Below are 23,255 nucleotides of genomic sequence, written 5' to 3' on the forward strand. Positions count from 1 at the left end.
GAGCGGCCGGGTAGCGTTCCCGACATGCCCGACTCCCCCGCATCCGCCACCACTGCCGCTGCCGCCATCTCGCCCTCCACTCGTGTCGGCCCCGACGGCCGCGCCCGCTGCGCCTGGGTCGGCGACGTCGATGAGCTCCGCGCCTACCACGACGACGAGTGGGGCCACCCCGTGCGCGGCGACGAGGCGCTCTTCGAACGCATCGCGCTCGAGGGCTTCCAATCGGGGCTCTCGTGGCTCACGATCTTGCGCCGGCGGGAGCACTTTCGGGCCGCGTTCGCCCAGTTCGACCCGTCGGCGGTCGCCGCGTTCACCGAGGCCGACGTCCAGCGCCTCCTCGACGATGCCGGCATCATCCGCAATCGCCGCAAGATCGAGGCCACCATTGCCAACGCCCGAGCGCTCGTGGCGTGGCAGGCTGAGCACCCTCACGGCCTCGATGCCCTGGTGTGGTCCTTCGCCCCCGAGCCGTCAGCGCGGCAGCGCCCGGTGACCCTGGCCGATGTGCCCGCCGCAACCGACGCGTCGCGAGCGCTCGCGGCCGCCCTGCGCGAACGCGGCTTCCGCTTCGTCGGCCCGACCACGATGTACGCGCTCATGCAGGCCACGGGCGTCGTCGACGACCACGTCGCCGGGTGCTGGCGCGCCGCCTAGAGCTGCGGCACGACGAGCTGCAGTTCGGTGTCGCTGACACGGCGCAGATCCCAGCCCAGCTCGCGAGCATGCGCACACAGTGCGTCGATCGACGCGGGAACCTCGCCTGATTCGAGCAGATCCCGCACGAACAAGCCTTTCCCGCGCTTGTTGAAGTGGTTCAACGCCCGCACGGTTCCGTCGTCGTTCTGGGCGACAACCGCCACTGACACCGCCTCACGCCCGAGGTCCTCTGTCGGCAGCGGGCCGAGGGCCGAATAGCTCGCCGACCGCAGGTCGACGAGCGACTCTCCCGCGCGCCCGAGAGCAGCAGTGGAGGGCGTGGCCCACAGCGCCTTCAGCCGCAGGCCGGGCAAGCTCGAGTCGGCCGAGAGCCGATACGCCGGAATGTCGTCGAGGGCACCGATCGGGCCGAACAGAGCCGACTGCATGAGCACTGAGCGCCCGGCACGGGCGCGCGCGGCCATACTCAGCGTGGCGGCGTCCAGCGCGTCGTACAGCACCCCCGTATACCGGTCGATGGCGGGCATCACGGGCGCCGTGGCCAGCGCACGGTTGCGCGCCATCTCGATGGGTGCCTGCCGGTGCCCGACTTTGAGAGCACGAGCAATGGCCTCATCGTCGGAATTGGCGAGCAGGGCGGCCAGCGCCTCGCGGACGCGGGCGCGCGCATCCGCCAATTCGGGGAACCGGTACGTCGCGGTGGCTCCACGGCTGGCTCCCCCGTCGCGCTTCGTCTCGGACGGGGGCAGAAGCAGCAGTGTCATGAGCGCAAAAACGTCACAGCAGTATCGACGAGGGTGGGGAGGGGCTCGATCGTGTCGAGCACCAGCCGCGGACGCTGTTCGGCGAGCCCCGACCACGGCGCGTACTCGTCGAGGGACTGTTCGACGGCGTACCAGCTCGGCTCCGCGATATGCGCGAGGTCGCGCCGTCGCTGCTCGAGTCGCGCACGGTGAACGTCGCGATCGCTGCACACGACCTCGATGAAGCGCACCTCCACCCCGTACCGGTCGGCGAGCAGAATCCATTGCTCGCGCGCGGGCTGCACCGCGTTGACGGCGTCCACGATCAGGCTCTGCCGTGAGCGCAACACCGCCTCCGCGATGCGTTCGGCAACGAGGTAGGCCGCCAGGCCCGTCGGTTGGCCGGCATCAATACCCGCCGACAGAATCGCCGATTCGATCGGATCAACCGAGACGACCGGCATCGCCAGGCGCGCCGCTACCTGCTCGGCCACGGCCGACTTCCCCGAGCCGGGGAGGCCGGCCATGGCGACAATCACGAAGAGCTAGAGGATTTCAGCCAGGCCCGCGACGATCGTCACGGTGTTGTTCTCGACAGAGAGGAATCCGTCTTCGGCGCGGGCGACAATGGGCGACCCCGAGACCGGGGTGATGCGCACCTCGCCCTGACCGAGAATGCCGAGCACGGGCTCATGCCCCGGCAGGATTCCGATATCACCCTCGGTCGTGCGCGCGGAGATCTGCTTCGCCGCGCCCGACCACACTTCGCGGTCGGCGGCGACGACGCTGACGGAGAGCTCTGCCACGATTACTCGTTCTCCGCCTGGATCTGGGCCCACTTCTCTTCGACGTCGCTGATCGAGCCGACGTTGAAGAACGCCTGCTCGGCCACGTGGTCGAATTCACCCTTGGCGATGGCGTCGAACGACTCGATGGTGTCCTTCAGCGGAACCGTCGAGCCCTCAACACCGGTGAACTTCTTCGCCATGTAGGTGTTCTGCGAGAGGAACTGCTGGATACGGCGGGCGCGCGACACCGTGATCTTGTCTTCTTCGCTCAGCTCGTCGACACCGAGGATCGCGATGATCTCTTGCAGCTCCTTGTTCTTCTGGAGGATTTGCTTGACCGTCGTCGCGACGCGGTAGTGGTCCTCACCGATGTAGAGCGGGTCGAGGATGCGGCTGGTCGAGGTGAGCGGGTCGACCGCGGGGTACAGACCCTTCGACGCGATCTCGCGGCTGAGCTCGGTCGTCGCGTCGAGGTGCGCGAAGGTCGTGGCGGGCGCCGGGTCGGTGTAGTCGTCAGCAGGAACATAGATGGCCTGCAGCGACGTGATCGAGTGACCACGCGTCGACGTGATGCGCTCCTGGAGGATACCCATCTCGTCGGCGAGGTTCGGCTGGTAACCCACGGCCGACGGCATACGACCGAGCAGCGTGGAGACCTCGGAACCGGCCTGCGTGAAGCGGAAGATGTTATCGATGAAGAGCAGAACGTCTTGCTTCTGCACGTCACGGAAGTACTCGGCCATGGTCAGGGCCGACAGCGCGACGCGCAGACGCGTGCCCGGGGGCTCGTCCATCTGGCCGAAGACCAGGGCGGTCTTGTCGAAGACGCCGGCCTCCTCCATCTCTTGGATGAGGTCGTTGCCCTCGCGAGTACGTTCACCCACACCGGCGAACACCGACACACCACCGTGGTCTTGCGCCACGCGCTGAATCATCTCCTGGATGAGGACCGTCTTGCCGACGCCCGCACCACCGAAGAGGCCAATCTTTCCACCCTGAACGTAGGGGGTCAGCAGGTCGATGACCTTGATGCCGGTCTCGAAGAGCTGCGTCTTCGACTCGAGCTGGTCGAATGCCGGGGGCTTGCGGTGGATCGGCCAGCGCTCGGTGACCTCGATGGTCTGGCCGGGCGCGGCGTTGAGCACCTCGCCGATGACGTTGAAGACCTTGCCCTTGGTGACGTCGCCGACGGGCACCGAGATCGCGGCGCCGGTGTCGCGCACCTCCTGGCCACGAACAAGACCGTCCGTCGGCTTCAGAGCGATCGCGCGAATCAGGTCGTCGCCGAGGTGCTGGGCCACCTCGAGCGTCAGCGTCGTGGTCTCGTCACCGATCGTGATGTCGGTCTGCAGGGCGTTGTAGATACCGGGAATCGCATCGTGCGGAAACTCGATGTCGACGACCGGGCCGGTGACGCGTGCAACGCGTCCGACACCGGCGACAGCGGCCTTTTCGGCCGGCTTCTTCGTGGTTGCGGTAGCCATGGGTGTGTGTCCCTTTTCTTGTGGTTACTTCGCGGATACCAGGGCGTCGGCGCCGCCCACGATCTCGGAAATCTGCTGAGTGATCTCGGCCTGACGCGCGTTGTTCGCCAGTCGGGTGTAGTCAAGGATGAGCTTGTCGGCGTTGTCGCTCGCCGACTTCATCGCCTTCTGACGCGCGGCGTGCTCAGACGCAGCCGACTGCAGCATGGCGTTGAAGATTCGGCTTTCGATGTACACCGGAAGCAGGGCGTCAAGCACGCTGTCGGCTTCGGGCTCGAATTCGTAGAGCGGCAGGAGCTCAGTCTCGCCGGGCTCGTCCACACCATCGACAATCTCAAGCGGCAGGACGCGGACGATCTCGGGAACCTGCGAGACGAGATTCACGAAACGGTTGTAGACGACGTGAATCTCGTCGACGCCACCGGCCCTGTCTCCGCTTTCGAGGAACGCCTCGACCAGCGTGTCCGCGATGTCCTTCGCGGTCTCAAACTGCGGCTGGTCTGTTCCGCCGGTCCACTCCCGAGCGGCCGCACGACGACGGAAAGCGAAGTACTGCACCGCCTTGCGACCGACGAGGTAGTGAACCACCTCTTTACCTTCGCCCTCGAGCCGCGTGCGCAACTCTGCCGCCTCGCGAATCACCTGCGAACTGAACGCGCCGGCGAGTCCGCGGTCGGACGTGAAAATCACGACCGCAGCCCGCTTCGGCTGCTCGCGCTCCGTGGTCAGCACGTGGTCGACGTTGGAATACGTCGCCACAGCCGACACGGCGCGTGTCACGGCCCGCGCGTACGGCGTTGAGGCCGCCATGCGGGCCTGCGCCTTCTGAATACGCGAGGCCGAGATCAGCTCCATTGCCCGAGTGATCTTCTTCGTCGTCTGGGCAGAGCGGATCTTCTGCCGGTAGACCCGGAGTTGCGCTCCCATGAGTGTCGTCTTTCCTTAGGTGTGGACGTCGAGTAGAGGCTCGTCAGCGCTTGCGGCGGACGATCTTCTCCTGATTGATGTCCTCTGCCTCGGTCTCGTCGAACTCTTCGTGGCCCGCTTGCACGCCGCCGGCGCTGCCGCCCACGAACTCGGTCACGAAGGCGTCGACCGCCTTCTCGAGCTCGGCCTCGGTCGCGTCGTCCAGCACGTTGCTGTCGGCGAGCGTCGTGAGAATCGACGTGTTGCGACGCAGGTGGTCGATCAGCTCGCGCTCGAACTTCAGCACGTCGTCGACCGCGATCGAGTCGAGCTTGCCCTTTGTGCCGGCCCAGATCGAGACAACCTGCTCTTCGACGGGGTACGGCGAGTACTGCGGCTGCTTGAGCAGCTCGGTCAGGCGCGCACCACGGGCGAGCTGACGGCGGCTGGCCGCGTCGAGGTCGGACGCGAACATCGCGAACGCCTCGAGCGAGCGGTATTGGGCCAGCTCAAGCTTGAGCGTTCCCGACACCTTCTTGATGCTCTTGACCTGAGCGTCACCACCCACGCGCGACACCGAGATACCGACGTCAACCGCGGGTCGCTGGTTGGCGTTGAAGAGGTCGGACTGCAGGAAGATCTGGCCGTCGGTGATCGAGATCACGTTGGTGGGGATGTACGCCGAGACGTCGTTGGCCTTCGTCTCGATGATGGGGAGACCCGTCATCGATCCGGCCCCGAGTTCGTCGGAGAGCTTCGCGCAACGCTCGAGCAGACGCGAGTGCAAGTAGAAGACGTCACCCGGGTAGGCCTCACGCCCCGGCGGGCGGCGGAGCAGCAGCGACACGGCGCGGTAGGCCTCGGCTTGCTTCGACAGGTCATCGAAGATGATCAGAACGTGCTTGCCGCCGTACATCCAGTGCTGGCCGATCGCCGAGCCGGTGTAGGGCGCCAGGTACTTGAAGCCGGCGGGGTCGGATGCGGGGGCCGCGACGATGGTCGTGTACGCCATCGCACCGGCCTCTTCGAGCGCGCCCTTGACGGCGGCGATCGTCGAGCCCTTCTGGCCGACGGCGACGTAGATGCAGCGAACCTGCTTCGTGACGTCGCCCGACTCCCAGTTGGCCTTCTGGTTGATGATCGTGTCGATTGCGATCGCGGTCTTGCCGGTCTGGCGGTCACCGATGATGAGCTGGCGCTGGCCGCGACCGACGGGGATCATGGCGTCGATGGCCTTGATGCCTGTCTGCATCGGCTCGTGCACGCTCTTGCGCTGCATGACGCCCGGAGCTTGTAGCTCGAGCGCACGGCGACCCTCGTCAGCGATGTCACCGAGACCGTCGATGGGCGCACCCAGCGGGTCGACGACGCGACCCAGGTAACCGTCGCCCACCGGCACGGAGAGGACCTCACCGGTACGGGTGACCTCCATGCCCTCGACGATGCCGGTGAACTCACCGAGCACGACGACACCGATCTCGTTCTCGTCGAGGTTCTGGGCGAGGCCCAGGGTGCCGTCCGAGAAACGGATGAGCTCGTTCGCCATGACGCTCGGAAGACCCGCAACGTGGGCGATGCCGTCGGCGGCGTCCACAACTCGGCCGACCTCAGTCGCGGCGACCGCGCTGGGCTCATACGAGTTCGCGAAGTCCTTCAGGGCACTGCGGATCTCGTCCGGGCTGATCGAAAGTTCTGCCATGTCTTTTCCTTCGTCGTCGCGCCCGGCTTCCGGGTCGCTGAATGATGAGCCGGCGCTACCGCGCCAGCTGAAGCGTGAGATCGGTCAGTCGAGCCGCGATGCTGCCGTCGATGACGTCATAGCCCACCTGAACACGCGCCCCGCCAACCACAGCGGGATCAACAATCTGGACGAGGAGGTGCTCTCGTCCGTACCGTTCGCAAACGGTCGACTCAATCGCCGCGACCTGAGTGGCGCTGAGCGGCTTTGCAACAGTGACCGTGGCAATCCCGCGTCCGGCCTGATCGGCTACGAGCTCCGTCGCCGTGCGCACGAGCTCACCAATGCGACGGCCTCGCGGCGCGCGCACGAGGTGGCCCATGATGACGCGCGTCTCCTCGTGTGCCTGTCCGGCGAGCAGCGAATCGATGAGGGCTCCGCGCCTCTCCGAGGTGCCCCGTGTTCCGCTGAGGGCGAGCTCGAGTTCAGCGTTGCTCACAACGAGCGAACCGACCGCGTGCAATTCCCGTGCGACGGACTCCGCATCAGCAGACGCTGCCGCCACGACACGAATCCCGAGCTCCTCGATACCGGCGACGAGGTCACGCGCCGACGACCAGGTCTGAGCGAGAGCCGCATCGAGAATTGCGCGAGCCGACGTGCTCAGTTCGCCGAACACGCGGTCACGCATCGTTGCCGCGGCAGGAGAATCTTCGGCAACCAAAGCAGACTGCAGAGCGGGCGCGGCGTGAATGGTCCGAGCCGCAGCGAGTAGCTGCTCCCCCGCGGCGCGGTCGGCACCGGGTGTCGCCGACACCGCGTGGCGAGAAGCCTCCAGCGCGTTACGCGTCGCTGATCCCATCTATTTCGCCGCCTTCTCGCCCGCTTCGAGATCGGCGAGGAACCGGTCCACGATTGCGGTGGACTTCGCGTCGTCGGCAAGAGTTTCGCCGACGACAGTTCCCGCGAGCTGGATAGCGAGGGTGCCGACCTCTGACCGGAGCGAAACGAGGGCAGCCTGACGCTCCGCCTCGATCTGCTGCTGGGCAGTAGCGGTGATTCGCGTTGCCTCGGCCCGCGCTTGCTGCTTCAGGTCGGCGAGAATTGCCTGGCCATCAGCGCGGGCCTGCTCGCGGATGCGACCGGCTTCGGCACGAGCGTCAGCGAGCAGCGAGTTGTACTCCTCAAGCTGCGCGGACGCCTCTGCCTGAGCGGCCTCAGCCTTGGCGATGCCACCCTCAATGAGCTCCGCACGCTCGTCCAAGATCGTGCGGAACCGCGGCATGACCCAGAAGAAGAAGAACGCAAGAATCAGCGCGAACGGAACCGCTGACCAAATGATGTCGTAGGCGGGCGGCAGGAAGATTGCGGCTCCTGCCTCCGTCACGATCGACGAGCTCGACAGCATGGCCCCGCCTTACTGGAAGATGAAGAAGGTGGCAACGCCGATGAAGGCGAGGAGCTCGGCGAACGCGATGCCGAGGAACATCGTCACCTGAAGACGGCCAGCCATCTCGGGCTGACGTGCCATGGCTTCGACGGTCTTGCCGGCAACAATGCCCACACCGATGCCGGGGCCGATGGCGGCGAGGCCGTACCCAACGGTGGCGATGTTGCCGGTGATCTGAGCGAGGATCGTGGAGTCCACGTGTGTTTCCTTCCGGTATGGTCGCGGCGCCGGTCGGCGACGCGATCAGGGGTTAGTGGTGTTCGGACGCAGCTTGCTGGATGTAGACCGCGGTAAGCAGTGTGAAGACGTACGCCTGCAGGACCGCGATCAGCAGCTCGAAGAGGGTGATCACGATTCCGCCGGTGAGGGTCAATGCGCCGAAGGCGGCGGCCGGACCCGAGACCGAAACGAAAAAGAAGTTTGTCGAGGAGAACGCCAGCACAAGAAGCAGGTGCCCGACCATCATGTTGAGCAGGAGTCGCAGCGCGAGGGACACCGGGCGCATGATGAAGATGTTGATGAGCTCAACCGGTGCCAGCAGGATGTACAGCGGCCACGGCACGCCCGGCGGGAACAGAGCGTTCTTGATGAATGCCCAGCCGCCGACCTCACGGATACCCGCGTATATGAAGGCGACGTACGACACCAGAGCCATCGTGAGAGGCATTCCCACGAGAGACGTGCCGGCGATGTTCGCGAACGGAACAATGCCGGTGATGTTCATTGCGAGGATCGCGAAGAAGAGCGACGCGAGCAAGGGCAGGAATTTGCGGCCCAGACGTTCGCCAAGGATCTGCTCCGCGATTTGAACACGCACAAAGTCGAGTGCCATTTCGGCGACGCCCTGGCCACGTCCTGGCACAAGGCGCGTCTTCCGCAGCGCCAGGTACATGAGAACAACCATGATCGTCAGCGCGATCAAGCGCACCATGATGATGCGGTTGATCTCGAACGGAGTGCCTTCGAAGAACAGGGCGGGCAAGCCGACGAACTCATCAATGCCGGGGGCTTTGAATTCGCCGTCTTCGCCGGCGAAGGGTCGCAGGAGAGCAGCAGTGACGAGGGCGGAAGTAGACAGCGCAGTCTCCAAGATCAGGGCGTCGGTCAGATCAGAACGTGAGGTGATCGGCGGGGGTGACCGAGGCCAACCCTATCAAGCCGAAGGGCGTCGAGGCTAATCGGCAACGGCCCCCGGCAAGGGCGGCTCCGTGTAGGGGATTCGTGATCGCAAAACCGCGACGACGTCTGCGCCGACCGAACCGACCGCTGCGGAAATGAGGCAGACGAAGAGCACGACCGGATCAAGCCCTTCGACCGTACGAAACACCGCGGTAAACACGATGAAGCCGACGAGCTTGAGCAACCAGGCACCCATGATGATGACGAAGAAGAGGGGGCTCGACGGGTCATCCTTGGTGCTGCGCACGGCGATGAGCACACTGAGCGCCGTAATCCCGACAAAGAGAAAGCCAACGGCGGCTCCGATGAGTGCTGCGAGGAGTCCGGGGAGGTCGGCGACCAGGGCGCCAACGACGCTGCCGACGATCGCGATCAGGAAGCTGACCACACCGCCGTATACGAGCGAGAGCTTCAGTGTGCGTTCCACGTTCATGTGGGTCGGGTCTCCTTCGTAGGCTGAGCGATCGGGGCATCGCGGGGGTCGGGTTCCCGATCGATCGCGGGCGCTGCCGCGTCGAGCGGGTCGTAGCGGGCGAGATTTTCGTCGGGATACGGGTCGCGCTGCGCAGCGGATTCGACGCGCTTGCGACGACTGAGCGGTGCGAGGGTGACGATCGCGCACACGATCAAGCCGCCGGCGATGCCCCCAACCGCGAGACGCCAGTCTACAAACATAAACGCAAGGGTTCCGATGGCGATAACGGCTGTCCACGCGTAAAAAATCAGGACGGCGTGGAAGTGGGAATGGCCCATGTCGAGCAGGCGGTGGTGCAGGTGCATGCGATCGGCGCTGAACGGGCTCTTGCCGGCCCGAAGGCGGCGCAACACCGCAAGCCCAAAGTCGAGCAGAGGCACGATCAACACGGCGAACGGCAGGGTAAGGGGGATGAATGCCGGAAGGAATTGAGAGGTGCCGATCGAGGCCGGTTCAATCTGCCCCGTGACGGTGACCGTCGAGACGGCCATGAGCATTCCGATGACGAGTGCTCCCCCATCGCCCATGAAGATCTTCGCGGGGTGCCAGTTGAACGGCAAGAAGCCAAGGGTTGCCCCGAGCAGCACCGCCATGATCATGGAGGCGAGGTTGAACGCCGACTGCGATGTCGTGATCGCGAGGATGTAGCTGTAGGCGAAGAACACTCCGCCGGCGATCAGGGTGACTCCGGCGACGAGCCCGTCGAGACCGTCGATGAAGTTGACGGCGTTCATCACGAGCACGACCGCGAGGATCGTGATGATCAGCGACTGCGTGGGCGATAGAACGCTGATGCCCTCCCCCGGGCCGACCGGCAGCGACACAATCTGCACCCCTGACCACGCGAGGAACCCCGCGATCAGCAGTTGACCGGCGAGCTTGGTGATCCAGTCGAGGTCGAGGAAGTCGTCGACCACGCCGATCGCGAGCATGATGAGAGCCGCCGCAGCGATGGCAATGACGGGCCAGGGATCGGTGAAGATCGGCGCAAACCAGCTGATCTGCGAGGCAGCCAGCGTTCCGATGAGGACGCCCGTCACGATGGCGATGCCGCCGAGACGCGGGGTGGGTCGGGTGTGGACATCGCGGTCGCGGATGCCCGGGTACAGCTTGAAACGGCGGCTCAACAACACCAGCGCCCAGGCGCCGAGGAAGCTGACGACGGCCGCGATCACCGCGACGAGCGCGAGAAATCTCACGCGAAGCGCTCCGCGCCGACGACGCGGGCGATCTCGTCGTCGGGGATGACGCCGTGGCGGAGGATACGCAGGCGCCCCTCGGCAAGGTCAAGGCTCGTCGCATCGACGATCGTGGAGCCGTTGTCGCGGCCGTCGCTCGCCTCGACACCGCGAGGACCAGCGTCGAGGTACACGGCAACGCGGTCGCCAAGCATCTCCTGCGCCTCGGCGCAGCTCAGAGCCGCGGGCCGGCCACTGATGTTTGCGCTCGACACCGCCAGCGGACCGGTGTCGGCCAGCAGATTGAGGGCAACACGGTCGTCGGGCATGCGCAGGGCGACCGTGCCCCGGGTCTCGCCCAGGTCCCACGCCAGCGACTCGCGGGCCTGAACGACGACGGTCAGACCGCCCGGCCAGAACTCGCGCACCAGTGCGGCGACCTCGTCGGGAACGTGCTCGGCCAGCGCGGTGAGGGTGGGGATACCCGGAATCAGCACGGGCGGCGGTGCGTCGCGGCCGCGCTCTTTCGCGTCGAGGAGGCGCTGGACGGCCTCGGGCCGAAACGCGTCGGATGCGATGCCGTACACGGTGTCGGTGGGCATCACAACGAGCTCGCCTCGCCCAATGGCGCCGCGGGCCGCGCGGAGGCCGTCGAGCAACTCGGACTCGACACTGCAGTCGAAAACGCTGGTCATGATGCTCCCATCGTAGTCGGGCAGACTGGGCAGACTGCGGCGGATCCGCCCCCGCAGCTCACCCCCGAAAGGACCCGATCAGCGTGCTGTTCCTGTTCGACATGGACGACGTGCTCTGCGACTACGACTGGCGCACGCGCATGGCGGAGCTCACCGTTCGGACGGGTCACGACCTGACCGAGCTGCGGCGCCGCTGGTGGCTCAGCGGGCTCGAGTTTGCCGCCGAGGCGGGCGAGCCAAGCGACCCGGAGGAGTACCTGCGCGTCGTGGGCGAGGCGATCGGACAGCAGATTCCCCGATCGGAATGGGTGCGCATCCGGGCGGAGGCGACGACCCCGCGCCCCGATGCGCTGGCCGCCGTCGCCCGTGCGCAAGAGTTCGGCCGCGTCGCGCTGTTGACCAACAACTCGATCCTGATTCACGAGCACCTCACGGAGGTCGCGCCCGAACTCGCCGAGCTCATGGGTGCCGAGCACCTGCACGCGAGCGCGCGGTTCGGCGCCCGCAAGCCCGACCCTCTCGTGTACGCCCGCGCCATGGCCCACTACGGAGCCAGCGCCGCCGACACATTCTTTGTCGACGACCGGTCCGAGAACGTCGCCGGCGCCGAGAGTCTCGGCATCACCGGGCACGTCTACCGCGACGCCGCCGGTCTGACGGCGGCCATCGAGCGCTTCGCCCAGCGCGCCGCCGCCTAGCGCCGCACTAGCGCGTCGCGACGGTCGCGCGATCGCGACCGACGAGATCGCGGTGCGTGGCGACCGCGCGCAGACCGGCCATGCGAAGGATGCCCGCCACGGCATCCGCCTGTTCCTCGCCGTGTTCGACAACGAGGGTGCCGCCCGGCGAGAGCAGACGCATCGCGGTTGCGGCGACCGCGCGCATCGCGTCGAGCCCGTCCGCCCCGGAATAAAGGGCCTCGACGGGGTCGTGGAGGCGCACCTCAGGGTCGCGCGGTACCGCGCGCTCGGGAATATACGGAGGGTTCGACACGACGACGTCGACCTGCCCATTCAACTGTGGGAGTGCATCAGCCAGGTCTCCGACGACGAGCTCTACCCTGCCGTCGCCGAGGCGCCCGACGTTGCGGCGCGTCCACGGAACGGCCGCCGGGGTGCGCTCGACCGCGACCACCCGCGCGTGCGGCACCTCCGTCGCGAGGGCGAGGGCGAGAGCGCCGCTGCCGGAGCCCAGATCGACGGCGAGCGGCTCGGCGGTCGGCCGGGCCAGCAGCGCGTCGATCGCGAACTGCGCGACCGTCTCGGTCTCGGGCCGCGGCACGAACACGCCGGGGCCGACGTGCAGCGTGATGCCGCGGAAATACGCCACACCGGTGATGTGCTGCAGCGGCTCGCGCGCTGCCCGGCGGGTGACGGCGTCGACGATGGTGACCATCAGCGCCGGGTCAACCGGGGCTCGGGTGACGGCCTTTGCCTCGACCTCGCCGCGACTCATGTCAAGGACATGGCCGATCAGCACGGCCGCGTCGACGCGGGCGGTCGCGATGCCCGCCGCGTCCAATTCGTCGGCCCCCCACGCCAACAGCGCGTCGATCGTCGCCGGAACGCGTGCCGGATTTCGGGGCGTCAGCGCCGCATCCACGCCGCTAGTCGTCGCCGAGGGCGGCGAGCTGCGCCTCCTCGTCGGCCGCAATGCACGACTCGATGACCGGACCGAGCGCGCCGTTCATCACGGCGTCGAGGTTGTACGCCTTGAACCCTGTGCGGTGATCGGCGATGCGGTTCTCGGGGAAGTTGTACGTGCGAATGCGCTCGGAGCGATCCATTCCGCGGATCTGGCTCTTGCGCGCATCCGACTGCGCCGCGGCGATCTCCTCCTGCTTCTTGGCAAGGATGCGCGCGCGCAGGACGCGCATCGCGGCCTCGCGGTTCTGCAGCTGGCTCTTCTCGTTCTGCATGGCGACGACGATGCCGGTCGGGAGGTGCGTAATGCGCACGGCCGAGTCGGTCGTGTTCACGCTCTGGCCGCCGGGGCCCGAGGAGCGGTAGACGTCAATCTTGAGGTCGTTCTGATTGATGTCGACCTCTTCGGGCTCGTCCACCTCGGGAAAGACCAGCACGCCCGTCGTCGAGGTGTGGATGCGCCCCTGCGCTTCCGTCGCCGGCACGCGCTGAACACGGTGCACGCCGCCCTCGTACTTGAGGCTCGCCCACACGCCGTCGGCAGGGTCGTTCGAGCTCGACTTGATCGCCACCTGCACGTTCTTGTACCCGCCGAGGTCGCTCGACGTCGAGTCGAGCAGCTCGACCTTCCAGCGACGCGACTCGGCGTAGTACGAGTACATGCGCAGGAGGTCGGCGGCGAACAGCGCAGACTCTTCGCCGCCCTCGCCGCCCTTGATCTCCATGATGACGTCGCGCCCGTCGTCGGGGTCGCGCGGAATCAGCAGGCGACGCAGCTTCTCTTGCGCCTGCTCGAGAGCCTCTTCGAGGGCGGGCACCTCGGCGGCGAACGCCTCGTCATCTTTGGCCAGCTCTCGTGCCGCGGCCAAGTCGTCGCCCGCCTGACGCCAGACATCGTGCGCGTGCACGATCTGGTTCAGCTCGGCGTAGCGGCGATTGACCTTCTTCGAGCGCGCCGGGTCAGCGTGCAGCGCCGGGTCGGCCAGCTGCTGCTGCAGCTCGGCGTGCTCGGCGATCAGCGCGTCAACGCTCTCAAACACGGGGCGTCACTCGCCCTTGTGGGCGGCGCCGTTCTGGGGCAGCGCCTTCTGAATCTGCACGAGGAACTCGACGTTCGACTGCGTCTCTTTCAGCTTGCCCAGCACGATCTCGAGCGACTGCTGCGGGTCGTGACCGGCGAGAGCGCGGCGCAGGCGCCACGTGACGGCAACCTCGTCCTGACCGAGCAGCATCTCTTCGCGACGGGTACCCGAAGCCGAGATATCAACGGCCGGGAAGATGCGCTTGTCGGCCAGCTGACGCGACAGGCGCAGCTCCATGTTGCCGGTGCCCTTGAACTCTTCGAAGATCACCTCGTCCATCTTCGAGCCGGTCTCGACGAGCGCCGTGGCAAGGATTGTCAGCGAACCGCCGTCTTCGATGTTGCGCGCGGCACCGAAGAACTTCTTCGGCGGGTAGAGCGCCGCCGAGTCGACGCCCCCCGACAGCACGCGGCCGCTGGTGGGCGCCGTGACGTTGTACGCACGGCCGAGGCGGGTGATCGAGTCGAGCAGCACGACGACGTCGTGACCGAGCTCGACGAGGCGCTTGGCGCGCTCGATGGCGAGCTCAGCGACGGTCGTGTGGTCGTCGGCCGGGCGGTCGAAGGTTGAGGCGATGACCTCGCCCTTGACCGATCGCTGCATGTCGGTGACCTCTTCGGGGCGCTCGTCGACGAGCACGACCATGAGGTGAACCTCGGGGTTGTTCTCGGCGATCGCGCTCGCGATGGCCTGCAGCGCCAGCGTCTTGCCCGCCTTGGGCGGCGACACGATGAGACCGCGCTGGCCCTTACCGATCGGGGCGACGAGGTCGATGATGCGGGTCGCCAACATGGTCGGCGTCGTCTCGAGGCGCAGGCGCTCCTGCGGGTAGAGCGGGGTCAGCGCGCTGAACTCGACGCGCGAGCGCGCCTCCTCGATGCTTTGTCCGTTGATCGAGTCGACGCGAACGAGGGCGTTGTACTTCTGGCGGCCCTGGTTCTCGCCCTCACGGGGCTGGCGGATCGCGCCGACGACGGCGTCGCCCTTGCGCAGCTGGTACTTCTTCACCTGACCGAGGGAGACGTAGACATCGCTCGGTCCGGGCAGGTACCCGGTCGTGCGCACGAAGGCGTAGTTGTCAAGAACGTCCAGGATGCCCGCGATCGGAATGAGGACGTCGTCGTCGCTGATTTCCGGCTCAACGTCGTCGTTCTGGCCACGGCCGCGCTTGCGGTCGCGAGCGCGACCACGGCCGCGCCCGTCGTCGTCTCGGTCGTCGTCGCGCTGCGCACCCTGCTGACCCTGGCCGCGGCCCTGGCCGTTCTGCTGGCCGCCCTGATCGCCGTTCTTCTCGGCGTTCTGGCGCTCGTTGCCCTGGCGGTCTTGTGCCTGACGGTCACCATTCTGGCGGTCACCGCCCTGACGACCGCGGCCACGACCGCGGCCCGTGCCGGTGCTTTCTGCCGGCGCCTCGCCGCTCTGCTCGGGCGCAGCGGCCTCAGCCGCGTCGCCCTGCTGCTCGTTCGTGTCGGACTTGTCGGTGCCGCGACCGCGCCCTCGACCACGGTTGCGGCTGCGGCCGCCCCGCTCGTTCTGCTGCTCGGCGTTCTGCTGGTCGGTGCTCTGCTGGTCGGTGTTTGACCGCTCTGCAGTCGACGAGTCGGTGGGCGCCGCGGCCTCCGTTGACGGTGCGACGTCGACGCCGGCCTCGCCCCCGGCGGCGTGCTCCGTCGCGGAGCGGCGTTCACCGGCGGTCGCCGTGACGGTCCCGGTGGTCGCACGACGCGAGCCACGGCGGGCCGGAGCGGTGGTTGCGGCCGCCTCAGCGTCCTCGTTTGCGGCGACAGGCGCATCCTGTGCGGCGGGAACATCAGCCGCCGACGCCTCGGGCGCCGCACTGGTGTCGGGCGCGGTGGTCGCGTCGGGCGCGGCCGCGGCGTCGTCGCCGCGCTTCGCCTCGATGGCGGCGACGAGGTCACCCTTGCGAAGCTTCGAGATGCCGGCGACGCCGAGCGAGGACGCGAGTTCCTGCAACTGGGTGAGCTTCAAGCCGGACAGATTGGTGGTGTCAGTCATGAGAGGGGGTGTCGTCCTTTCGACGCGGGCGCGATGAGGGCCCGGTGTGCACGGGTTCCGCCTCCCCGCGACGGCAACGACCCCACGACGAGCGGGGATCAACGCGAACGCGCGATGGGAAGTGACGGGTGAGCGATTGCTCGGAAGATCCGTGAGAAACCGGCTAGGCCAGGCCCTCGACGGGGTGCGTCACCACTGTAGCACCGAGCACATCGACGGCCAGCATGTGCATCGTCCAGGGCGTGGCGCGGTGCTGCTCGACGAGCTCGGCCGCGCGCAAGCGCTCACCGGGATCGGCGCAGAGCACCAGAATCGACGGCCCCGCGCCCGACACGACCGCGGGGAAACCGGCCTGGCGCAGGGTCTGAATCAGCGCATCCGTTTCGGGCATCGCCGAGGCCCGGTACGACTGGTGCAAGCGGTCTTCCGTTGCTGTGAACAGCAGTTCGGGGCTCTGGATGAGAGCCGCGATCAGCAGGGCCGAGCGTGAGACGTTGAAGATTGCGTCGGTGTGCGGCACCGACTCGGGCTGCAGCGTGCGCGCCATCGCGGTCGACATCGTGGAGGCGTCGGGCACGCACACGAGCGGCGAGACGCCGCGATGCACGGTGAGGCGCTTGTGCTGGGGGCCGCGATCGCCCATCCACGCGATCGTGAGACCGCCGAACAGAGCGGGAGCGACGTTGTCGGGGTGACCCTCGAGTTCGGTGGCGCGCGCGAGCAGCGCATCCTCGTCGAGGTCAACGATGCCCTCGAGGAGGCCCTTCGCCGCCATGACGCCACCGACGATGGCGGCACCGGACGAGCCCATGCCGCGCCCGTGCGGGATGGTGTTGTGGGCGATGAGGCGAAGGCCCGGCAGTTCGACCCCGGCGCGCTCGAACACGTGCGCGATGGAGCGGACCACGAGGTTCGAGGCGTCGGTCTCGACCACACCCTCACCTACCCCGTGCACGTCGACGTGCGCGCCGGGCTCGTCGACGGCCGTCACCTCGAGCTCGTCGTACACGCTGAGGGCGAGCCCCAACGTGTCGAAACCGGGGCCGAGATTCGCCGAGGTGGCGGGTACCCGAACGGTGACCCGTCGGCCGGCGAGCCGCGGGTCGAGCGTCATACGCTCGCTCGCTCGAGACCGAGCACGGAGGCGACCTCGCTCGTGTCGACTGGCACCACGGTGGGCTGCACATCGACGCCATCGGGGCCACGAAGCGCCCACTGCGGGTCTTTCAGGCCGTGACCGGTGACTGTCAGCACGACCGTCGACCCCGCCGGGATCTGGCCGGCGGCGGCGCGCTCAAGCAGGCCGGCCACCGAAATCGCGCTCGCGGGCTCGACGAAGATGCCGACCTCCTGGCTGAGCAGGCGGTGCGCGGCAAGAATACCGGCGTCGTCAATGGCGCCGAAGTAGCCGTCGCTGTCGTCGCGAGCGGTCAGCGCGAGCTCCCACGAGGCGGGGTTACCGATGCGGATCGCGCTCGCGATCGTCTCGGGCTTCTTCACCGGCTCCCCCAGCACCAGCGGGGCACTGCCCGCAGCCTGGAAACCGAACATGCGGGGCAGGCGCGTGGCGACGCCGCGGTCGAGCTCTTCGCGGTACCCGCGGTGGTACGCGGTGTAGTTGCCCGCGTTGCCGACGGGAAGGATGTGGAAGTCGGGCGCATCCCCCAAGACCTCGACGACCTCGTAGGCGGCCGTCTTCTGCCCCTCGATGCGGTCGGGGTTCACCGAGTTGACGAGGTGCACGGGATAGTTCGCCGCGAGGTCACGGGCGATATCGAGGCAGTCGTCGAAGTTGCCCTCGATCTGAATGATCTGCGCCTTGTGCGCGACCGCCTGGCTCAGCTTGCCCATCGCGATCTTGCCCTCGGGCACGAGCACGGCCGCGGTGATGCCCGCGTGCGTGGCGTACGCCGCGGCGGAGGCCGAGGTGTTGCCCGTCGAGGCACAGATCACGGCCCGTGCGCCGTGCTCAACGGCCTTCGAGATCGCCATCGTCATGCCGCGGTCTTTGAACGAGCCCGTCGGGTTCATGCCCTCGTACTTGACGTACACCGTCGCGCCCGTCGCCTCAGAGAGGTAGCGGGCGGGGATGAGCGGCGTGCCGCCCTCACCGAGGGTGATGACGGGGGTCGCGTCGCTAACGTCAAGACGGTCGGCGTACTCGTGCAGCACGCCCTTCCACTGGTGGGCCACGTCGTTACAGTCCTTCTACTCGCAGAACGCTCGTCACGGAGTGGACGACGGCGTTGCCGGTCAGTGACGTCACGGTCGCGGCCAGGTCGGCCTCGGACGCCTCGTGAGTGCCGATCACCAGGGTAGCGGCGGGCTGGTCACCCGCGTGCCCTTCGCCGGCGGGGATGACGGTCTGAGCGAGGGTCTCGACAGACACGCCGTGGTCTTGGAATACGCCGGCGATCGCCGCCAGCACGCCCGCGCGGTCGGCGACCTCGAGAGTGATTTGGTACCGCGTGGTGACGGCGCTAATCGGAAGCACGGGCAGGTTCGCGTGCTGCGACTCGGCGACCCCGGGGCCGCCGACAACATGGCGGCGTGCGGCGGAGACGACATCGCCGAGCACGGCGGAGGCGGTCTGAATGCCGCCGGCTCCGGCGCCGTAGAACATCAGCGGGCCCGCGGCTTCGGCCTCGACGAAGACGGCGTTGTTGGCGCCGTGGACTGCGGCCAGCGGGTGCTCGAGCGGCACAAGCGCGGGGTGCACGCGGGCCGACACTCCACCGTTTTCACCCTCGATGCGGTCGCAGATGGCGAGCAACTTGACGACGTAGCCCGCCTTGCGGGCGGCGACGACCTGATCGCGGCTGACGCTGGTGATGCCCTCGCGGTGCACCGCGTCGAGCGGCACGCGGGTGTGGAAGGCGAGGCTCGCGAGAATGGCCGCCTTCTGCGCGGCGTCGTAGCCCTCGATGTCGGCCGTCGGGTCGGCCTCGGCGTAGCCGAGCGCGGTCGCCGTCGCGAGCGCCTCCTCGAGGCTTTCGCCCACCGTGTCCATGCGGTCGAGAATGAAGTTGGTCGTGCCGTTGACGATGCCCAGGATGCGCGTGACACGGTCACCGGCGAGCGAATCGCGCAGCGGCCGGATGATCGGAATCGCCCCGGCGACGGCCGCCTCGTAGTACAGCTGGGCGCCCACCTGGGCGGCCGCGTCGAAGAGTTCGGGGCCGTGGGTGGCGAGCATCGCCTTGTTGGCGGTGATCACGTCGGCGCCCGAGTTGAGCGCGGACAGCACCAGCGTTCGCGCCGGCTCAAGCCCGCCCATGAGTTCGATCACGACGTCGGCGCCACGCACGAGCGACTCGGCGTCGGTCGTCAGCAGTTCGCGGGGAATCTCGGTGTCGCGCGGCGCGTCGATGTCGCGCACGGCGACCCCGACGAGGTCAAGGCCCGCACCGATGCGGGACGACAACTCGTCACCGTGACGCAGGATTTGGTCAGCCACCTGCGAGCCGACACTGCCGGCGCCGAGAATGGCAACGCGAAGGTTGCGGTAGGAGATCACGAGTAACGGGATCCTTCCGGTCGGGGAGCTTCGAGGGCGTCGGTGGCACCGACATCGCGGCGCAACAGGTCGGCGACAGTTTCGCCGCGCACGATGAGACGGGCCTCACCGCGATTGACGGCGACGACGGCGGGGCGCGCCAAGTGGTTGTAGTTGCTCGAGAGCGAATAGCAGTACGCGCCCGTCGCGGGGACGGCGACCAGGTCGCCGCGGTGCACGTCGGCGGGCAGATAGTCGGCGTCCACGACAATGTCGCCGCTCTCGCAGTGCTTACCGGCGATGCGGACGAGCTGAGGCTCGGCATCGGAGGCCCGCGAGGCGAGACGCACCGCGTAGTCGGCGCCGTACAGCGCCGGTCGGGCGTTGTCACTCATGCCGCCGTCCACACTGACGTAACGACGCACCGCGCTGCCGCCCTCGTCGAGCGCCACCTCGACGTCTTTGATCGTGCCGACCTCGTACAGGGTCACGCCGGCCGGGCCGATGATCGAGCGACCCGGCTCGATCGCGATCGCCGGAACGGGGATGTCGAGATCACGACAGACCTCGGCGACGGTGTCGAGCATCCGATCAAGAAGGTCGGCGATGGGGGCGGGCTCGTCGCTCGCGACGTACGCGATGCCGAAGCCGCCGCCCAGGTTCAGCTGCGGTACCGGACCGCCGGCGAGCAGGCGCGCGTGGACGGCGAGCAGGCGCGTCGCCGCCTCGAGGAAGCCGTCGGCGACGAGAATCTGCGAGCCGATGTGCGAGTGCAGGCCGAGAAACTCGAGCGTGCCCGCGTGGTCGCGGATGCGCTCAACCGCCTGCTCGATGTCGGCGAGGGGCACACCAAACTTTTGGTCCTCGCGGGCGGTGGCGAGGTACTCATGCGTATGGGCGTGGACGCCGGAGTTCGTGCGCAGGCGCACGCGCTGCACGCGACCGTGCCGGGAAGCCGCCGCGGCCACCCGGTCGATTTCCTCGACCGCGTCGATCACTATCGCGCCGACACCGGCACGCACGGCCTGGTCGAGCTCGCGGTCGGACTTGTTGTTGCCGTGCAGGCCGATGCGGGCAGGGTCGACGCCGGCGGCCAATGCGACAGCCAGCTCGCCACCGCTCGCTGTGTCGATGTTGAGGCCCTCGGCCGCCATCCACTGTGCGACGGCGGTCGACAAGAACGCTTTGCCCGCGTAGTACGCGGTGCCGGTCGTGCCGACGCGGGCGCACGCCGCCTCGAGAGCGCTGCGAATGCGGCGGGCGCGAGCGCGCGCATCCGCCTCGTCGATGACGTAGAGGGGGGTTCCGTACTCGGCGGCCAGCCGACTGGCGCGCACGCCGCCCACCTCGAGCTCGCCGCGCTCGCCGCCCCGTTTCGCGCTCGACGGCCACAGCTGTGGGGCGAGGGCGTTGACGTCGTCAGGACGCGCGAGCCAGTCGGGGGCGAGCGGGTGGGCGAGCACGAAGAACCTCGCTGATCGAGTGGGGCGAACGTCGGGGCGCACCGGGATCGCCGGGCCGGTGATCAGTCTACCGAGCCGAATATGCCGGTGAGGTCGAAAGGCCCTGGTGCGCCCCCGCCGCGGGCGAGCACACTGGCAGCGCGGGCGCCACCGCGGCGGCCGCGCGGGAGGTGCACGATGGCGACGCTGACGTTCTGGGGTGCGGCGGGCACGGTCACCGGCTCCCGCTTCGTGCTCGATGCGGCAGGTGGGCGCGTGCTCATCGACTGCGGACTCTTCCAGGGCTACAAGGTGCTGCGCGAACGCAACCGACTCGCGTTCCCCGTCTCCCCCGACTCGATCGACGCGGTCGTCGTGACCCACGCGCACCTCGATCACTCGGGATACCTGCCCGCGCTGGTGCGCGACGGGTTTCGCGGGGCAGTTCACGTCACCGACGGAACGCGGGAACTGCTCGGGCTCCTGCTGCCCGACTCGGCGTATCTGCAGGAGGAGGAGGCCCGTTCTGCGGCGAAGAAGGGCTACTCGAAGCACCAGCGACCGACGCCTCTCTACAGGACGGCGGATGCGGACCGCGCGCTGCAGGCGCTCGAGGCGCACCCGCTGCGCGCGACCATCGAGCCGGTGCCGGGTGTGCGGGTCACGTTCGTGCCCGCCGGACACATCCTGGGCGCGTCGCAACTCACGATCGAGGTCGACGGCCGCGTGCTGCACGTCTCCGGCGACCTCGGCCGGCGCGACGACGCCCTCATGCTTCCGCCGACGCCCCTCGCCGAGCTCGGCCGCATCGATCGACTGCTGCTCGAGGGCACCTACGGTGACCGCCGGCACCCCGACGCCGACCCGGCAGACGAACTCGCGGAGGCGATCACGCCGGTTGTGCGCCGCGGCGGCATTGTCATCATTCCCGCCTTCGCGGTGGGGCGCGCACAAACCCTGCTGTTGCACCTACACCGTCTGCGGTCGAGCGGCCGAATTCCGGACGTGCCCGTGTACCTGAACTCGCCCATGGCGGTCGATGCGAGCATCCTGTACCGGCACCATCCGGAGGAACACCGCATCGCCGCATCGGAACTCGCCGCCATGTACCGCGATGTGCGGCTCGTCCGCGACGTCGATGACTCGAAGCTGCTGAACCTGCGGGGCGGCCCCATGATCATCGTCGCCGCGAGCGGCATGCTGACGGGTGGGCGGGTACTGCACCACATTGCGGCCTACGGCGACGACGAGCGCAATGCGATCCTCCTCGCCGGCTATCAGGCGGGCGGCACACGCGGCGCGGCGCTGCAACGCGGCGACCGCAGCCTGCGCATCTTCGGCCGCGAGCATCCGATCAGGGCGACCGTGATCACCCTGTCGAGCATGTCGGCGCACGCCGACGCGGACGGCATCATCGACTGGATGCGCGGCGCCGATATCGGGGACGCCCACGTTGTGCACGCAGAACCGGACGCAGCAGACGCGCTGCGCCGGCGGATCGCGATGGAGCTCGGTGTTCCCGTGCGGGTGGCCGAACAGGCTCAGCGCGTCGAGGTGTAGCGGGCGCTCTCGGCGCTACGAGCAGCTGCCGCGGTTGGCGAGCTCGGGGCCGCCGAGGGCCACGTCGGTTCCGCCGACGACGACGACCAGTTCGCGGTCGCGGACGTCGACGCTCTGCTCGGTGAGGCCGACGGGGAGCGCCTCGGCGATGCAGAACTGGCCGCCCGCGAGCAGCGGCTCGATCAGCGGGTCGGCGACGCCGCCGAGTTGACCGCGGAGGTCATCAAGCTCGACGCGGCTGCCGTTCAGCTCGAGGCTCGTCGGGGCGAGAGTCACGACGCCCGCGTCGATGGTCGGCACGATGCCCGCGACGAGTTCGACCCCGATGCCGAAAATGTCGAAGCCGGTGACGAGGCGAATCTCGCCGTCGACGAGTTCGATGTCGCGCACGACGGTGTCGCCGACCGCGCCGAGGGCGCGCGTGACATCGCTTTCGGCGACGCTCAGGGTTGCCTCCACCCGATCGCTCGGCTGGGCCGGGTCGAGGGCGACCCCCTCGCCGACCAGCTCGACATCGGCGCGGATGCTGCCCGCTTCGACGCCAGGAATGCTCGCGTCGATGCGGGTCAGCTCGCCCGCCGCCAACTGCAGCAGAACGACGGGCCCCGCCACGCTCACGTCAACCGGCTGCTCCGCGTCGAGCGCGAAGGCCTCGCGCAATTGCTGCTCAACGCGATCGGCGACAACGCCGCGCGCCACGAATTCAGCGACCACTGCCAGCACGCCGATCACGATCACCACGACCAGCGCGATGATGAGGCCTTTCGCTCGGCGAGACACGGC

Annotated in this window: 24 protein-coding genes; 3 read left to right on the forward strand and 21 right to left on the reverse strand. The window is 68.0% G+C overall.

The window, feature by feature from the left end:
• Positions 1–24: 24 nt before the first annotated feature.
• A complete protein-coding gene (locus EV141_RS01865) occupies positions 25–654 on the forward strand; it encodes a DNA-3-methyladenine glycosylase I (RefSeq protein WP_130484272.1) in 630 nt (209 codons plus the stop codon).
• Here the strand turns inward: EV141_RS01865 and EV141_RS01870 are convergent.
• The 13 genes from EV141_RS01870 to EV141_RS01930 form a co-directional block, all read right to left on the reverse strand.
• A complete protein-coding gene (locus tag EV141_RS01870; RefSeq protein ID WP_130484273.1) occupies positions 651–1,421 on the reverse strand; it encodes a YaaA family protein in 771 nt (256 codons plus the stop codon). The genes EV141_RS01865 and EV141_RS01870 overlap by 4 nt on opposite strands.
• Positions 1,418–1,927, reverse strand: a complete 510-nt coding sequence (locus EV141_RS01875; RefSeq protein ID WP_241968942.1) for a P-loop nucleotide/nucleoside kinase family protein — start codon at positions 1,925–1,927, stop codon at positions 1,418–1,420. Before EV141_RS01875 ends, EV141_RS01870 begins: the two co-directional genes overlap by 4 nt.
• A gap of 18 nt (positions 1,928–1,945) precedes the next feature.
• Entirely contained in the window at positions 1,946–2,206 is a 261-nt protein-coding gene (locus EV141_RS01880; protein WP_130484275.1) for a F0F1 ATP synthase subunit epsilon, read from the reverse strand.
• Positions 2,207–2,208: 2 nt separating this feature from the next.
• A complete protein-coding gene (gene atpD, locus EV141_RS01885) occupies positions 2,209–3,672 on the reverse strand; it encodes a F0F1 ATP synthase subunit beta (protein ID WP_130484276.1) in 1,464 nt (487 codons plus the stop codon).
• Positions 3,673–3,696: 24 nt separating this feature from the next.
• The gene (locus EV141_RS01890) at positions 3,697–4,599 is read right to left on the reverse strand and encodes a F0F1 ATP synthase subunit gamma (RefSeq protein ID WP_130484277.1); all 903 of its coding nucleotides are present in this window, start codon (positions 4,597–4,599) and stop codon (positions 3,697–3,699) included.
• 43 nt (positions 4,600–4,642) lie between these two features.
• A complete protein-coding gene (gene atpA / locus EV141_RS01895; protein ID WP_130484278.1) occupies positions 4,643–6,277 on the reverse strand; it encodes a F0F1 ATP synthase subunit alpha in 1,635 nt (544 codons plus the stop codon).
• A gap of 55 nt (positions 6,278–6,332) precedes the next feature.
• The gene (locus EV141_RS01900) at positions 6,333–7,118 is read right to left on the reverse strand and encodes a F0F1 ATP synthase subunit delta (protein WP_130484279.1); all 786 of its coding nucleotides are present in this window, start codon (positions 7,116–7,118) and stop codon (positions 6,333–6,335) included.
• A complete protein-coding gene (locus EV141_RS01905) occupies positions 7,119–7,664 on the reverse strand; it encodes a F0F1 ATP synthase subunit B (RefSeq protein WP_130484280.1) in 546 nt (181 codons plus the stop codon).
• A 9-nt stretch (positions 7,665–7,673) separates the two neighbouring features.
• The gene (gene atpE, locus EV141_RS01910; RefSeq protein ID WP_100823046.1) at positions 7,674–7,904 is read right to left on the reverse strand and encodes an ATP synthase F0 subunit C; all 231 of its coding nucleotides are present in this window, start codon (positions 7,902–7,904) and stop codon (positions 7,674–7,676) included.
• A gap of 52 nt (positions 7,905–7,956) precedes the next feature.
• Complete coding sequence (gene atpB / locus EV141_RS01915; protein WP_241968945.1) at positions 7,957–8,796, reverse strand: F0F1 ATP synthase subunit A; 840 nt, start codon at positions 8,794–8,796, stop codon at positions 7,957–7,959.
• Between the two features lie 84 nt (positions 8,797–8,880).
• Positions 8,881–9,318 carry a Cg1360 family ATP-synthase-associated protein gene (locus EV141_RS01920; protein ID WP_130484282.1) on the reverse strand — a complete coding sequence of 146 codons (438 nt, stop codon included), beginning with the start codon at positions 9,316–9,318 and terminating at the stop codon, positions 8,881–8,883.
• Positions 9,315–10,559, reverse strand: coding sequence for an MraY family glycosyltransferase (locus tag EV141_RS01925; RefSeq protein WP_130484283.1), 1,245 nt, complete (start codon positions 10,557–10,559; stop codon positions 9,315–9,317). The genes EV141_RS01920 and EV141_RS01925 overlap by 4 nt, the downstream gene beginning before the upstream one ends.
• Complete coding sequence (locus tag EV141_RS01930) at positions 10,556–11,233, reverse strand: L-threonylcarbamoyladenylate synthase (RefSeq protein WP_130484284.1); 678 nt, start codon at positions 11,231–11,233, stop codon at positions 10,556–10,558. The genes EV141_RS01925 and EV141_RS01930 overlap by 4 nt, the downstream gene beginning before the upstream one ends.
• A gap of 83 nt (positions 11,234–11,316) precedes the next feature.
• On the opposite strand from EV141_RS01930, the gene EV141_RS01935 reads away from it, so the two are divergent.
• Positions 11,317–11,931, forward strand: a complete 615-nt coding sequence (locus tag EV141_RS01935) for an HAD-IA family hydrolase (RefSeq protein ID WP_241968947.1) — start codon at positions 11,317–11,319, stop codon at positions 11,929–11,931.
• Between the two features lie 7 nt (positions 11,932–11,938).
• On the opposite strand, the gene prmC is transcribed toward EV141_RS01935, so the two are convergent.
• From prmC to lysA, 7 genes are all read right to left on the reverse strand, one after another.
• Positions 11,939–12,835: a peptide chain release factor N(5)-glutamine methyltransferase gene (gene prmC, locus EV141_RS01940; protein WP_375880257.1), complete on the reverse strand. Its 897-nt coding sequence runs from the start codon at positions 12,833–12,835 to the stop codon at positions 11,939–11,941.
• Positions 12,836–12,839: 4 nt separating this feature from the next.
• Positions 12,840–13,916 (reverse strand): peptide chain release factor 1, encoded by a 1,077-nt coding sequence (gene prfA, locus EV141_RS01945; RefSeq protein WP_130484286.1) that lies wholly within the window; start codon positions 13,914–13,916, stop codon positions 12,840–12,842.
• Positions 13,917–13,922: 6 nt separating this feature from the next.
• Positions 13,923–15,974: a transcription termination factor Rho gene (rho, locus tag EV141_RS01950; protein WP_130484287.1), complete on the reverse strand. Its 2,052-nt coding sequence runs from the start codon at positions 15,972–15,974 to the stop codon at positions 13,923–13,925.
• Between the two features lie 163 nt (positions 15,975–16,137).
• A complete protein-coding gene (gene thrB, locus EV141_RS01955; RefSeq protein WP_130484288.1) occupies positions 16,138–17,088 on the reverse strand; it encodes a homoserine kinase in 951 nt (316 codons plus the stop codon).
• On the reverse strand, positions 17,085–18,167 hold the full coding sequence (gene thrC, locus EV141_RS01960) for a threonine synthase (protein WP_130484289.1): 1,083 nt from the start codon (positions 18,165–18,167) through the stop codon (positions 17,085–17,087). Before thrC ends, thrB begins: the two co-directional genes overlap by 4 nt.
• A 4-nt stretch (positions 18,168–18,171) precedes the next feature.
• The gene (locus EV141_RS01965) at positions 18,172–19,491 is read right to left on the reverse strand and encodes a homoserine dehydrogenase (RefSeq protein WP_130484290.1); all 1,320 of its coding nucleotides are present in this window, start codon (positions 19,489–19,491) and stop codon (positions 18,172–18,174) included.
• The gene (lysA, locus tag EV141_RS01970) at positions 19,488–20,933 is read right to left on the reverse strand and encodes a diaminopimelate decarboxylase (protein WP_130484291.1); all 1,446 of its coding nucleotides are present in this window, start codon (positions 20,931–20,933) and stop codon (positions 19,488–19,490) included. The genes EV141_RS01965 and lysA overlap by 4 nt, the downstream gene beginning before the upstream one ends.
• A 177-nt stretch (positions 20,934–21,110) precedes the next feature.
• Here lysA and EV141_RS01975 point away from each other — a divergent pair, with 177 nt between their 5' ends.
• Positions 21,111–22,472 carry an MBL fold metallo-hydrolase RNA specificity domain-containing protein gene (locus EV141_RS01975; RefSeq protein ID WP_130484292.1) on the forward strand — a complete coding sequence of 454 codons (1,362 nt, stop codon included), beginning with the start codon at positions 21,111–21,113 and terminating at the stop codon, positions 22,470–22,472.
• Positions 22,473–22,487: 15 nt separating this feature from the next.
• Here the strand turns inward: EV141_RS01975 and EV141_RS01980 are convergent, their stop codons facing one another.
• Positions 22,488–23,252 (reverse strand): LmeA family phospholipid-binding protein, encoded by a 765-nt coding sequence (locus tag EV141_RS01980; RefSeq protein WP_130484293.1) that lies wholly within the window; start codon positions 23,250–23,252, stop codon positions 22,488–22,490.
• Positions 23,253–23,255: the final 3 nt, after the last annotated feature.

Source organism: Microcella putealis (genome assembly GCF_004216575.1).
Classification (GTDB): domain Bacteria; phylum Actinomycetota; class Actinomycetes; order Actinomycetales; family Microbacteriaceae; genus Microcella; species Microcella putealis.

Excerpts from the sequence above, each read along its gene's own strand:
- EV141_RS01865 (WP_130484272.1), top strand. The coding sequence starts at position 25 with ATGCCCGACTCCCCCGCATCCGCCACCACTGCCGCTGCCGCCATCTCG.
- EV141_RS01870 (WP_130484273.1), bottom strand. The coding sequence starts at position 1,421 with ATGACACTGCTGCTTCTGCCCCCGTCCGAGACGAAGCGCGACGGGGGA.
- EV141_RS01875 (WP_241968942.1), bottom strand. The coding sequence starts at position 1,927 with ATGGCCGGCCTCCCCGGCTCGGGGAAGTCGGCCGTGGCCGAGCAGGTA.
- atpD (WP_130484276.1), bottom strand. The coding sequence starts at position 3,672 with ATGGCTACCGCAACCACGAAGAAGCCGGCCGAAAAGGCCGCTGTCGCC.
- EV141_RS01890 (WP_130484277.1), bottom strand. The coding sequence starts at position 4,599 with ATGGGAGCGCAACTCCGGGTCTACCGGCAGAAGATCCGCTCTGCCCAG.
- atpA (WP_130484278.1), bottom strand. The coding sequence starts at position 6,277 with ATGGCAGAACTTTCGATCAGCCCGGACGAGATCCGCAGTGCCCTGAAG.
- EV141_RS01900 (WP_130484279.1), bottom strand. The coding sequence starts at position 7,118 with ATGGGATCAGCGACGCGTAACGCGCTGGAGGCTTCTCGCCACGCGGTG.
- EV141_RS01905 (WP_130484280.1), bottom strand. The coding sequence starts at position 7,664 with ATGCTGTCGAGCTCGTCGATCGTGACGGAGGCAGGAGCCGCAATCTTC.
- EV141_RS01920 (WP_130484282.1), bottom strand. The coding sequence starts at position 9,318 with ATGAACGTGGAACGCACACTGAAGCTCTCGCTCGTATACGGCGGTGTG.
- EV141_RS01930 (WP_130484284.1), bottom strand. The coding sequence starts at position 11,233 with ATGACCAGCGTTTTCGACTGCAGTGTCGAGTCCGAGTTGCTCGACGGC.
- rho (WP_130484287.1), bottom strand. The coding sequence starts at position 15,974 with ATGACTGACACCACCAATCTGTCCGGCTTGAAGCTCACCCAGTTGCAG.
- thrB (WP_130484288.1), bottom strand. The coding sequence starts at position 17,088 with ATGACGCTCGACCCGCGGCTCGCCGGCCGACGGGTCACCGTTCGGGTA.
- EV141_RS01975 (WP_130484292.1), top strand. The coding sequence starts at position 21,111 with ATGGCGACGCTGACGTTCTGGGGTGCGGCGGGCACGGTCACCGGCTCC.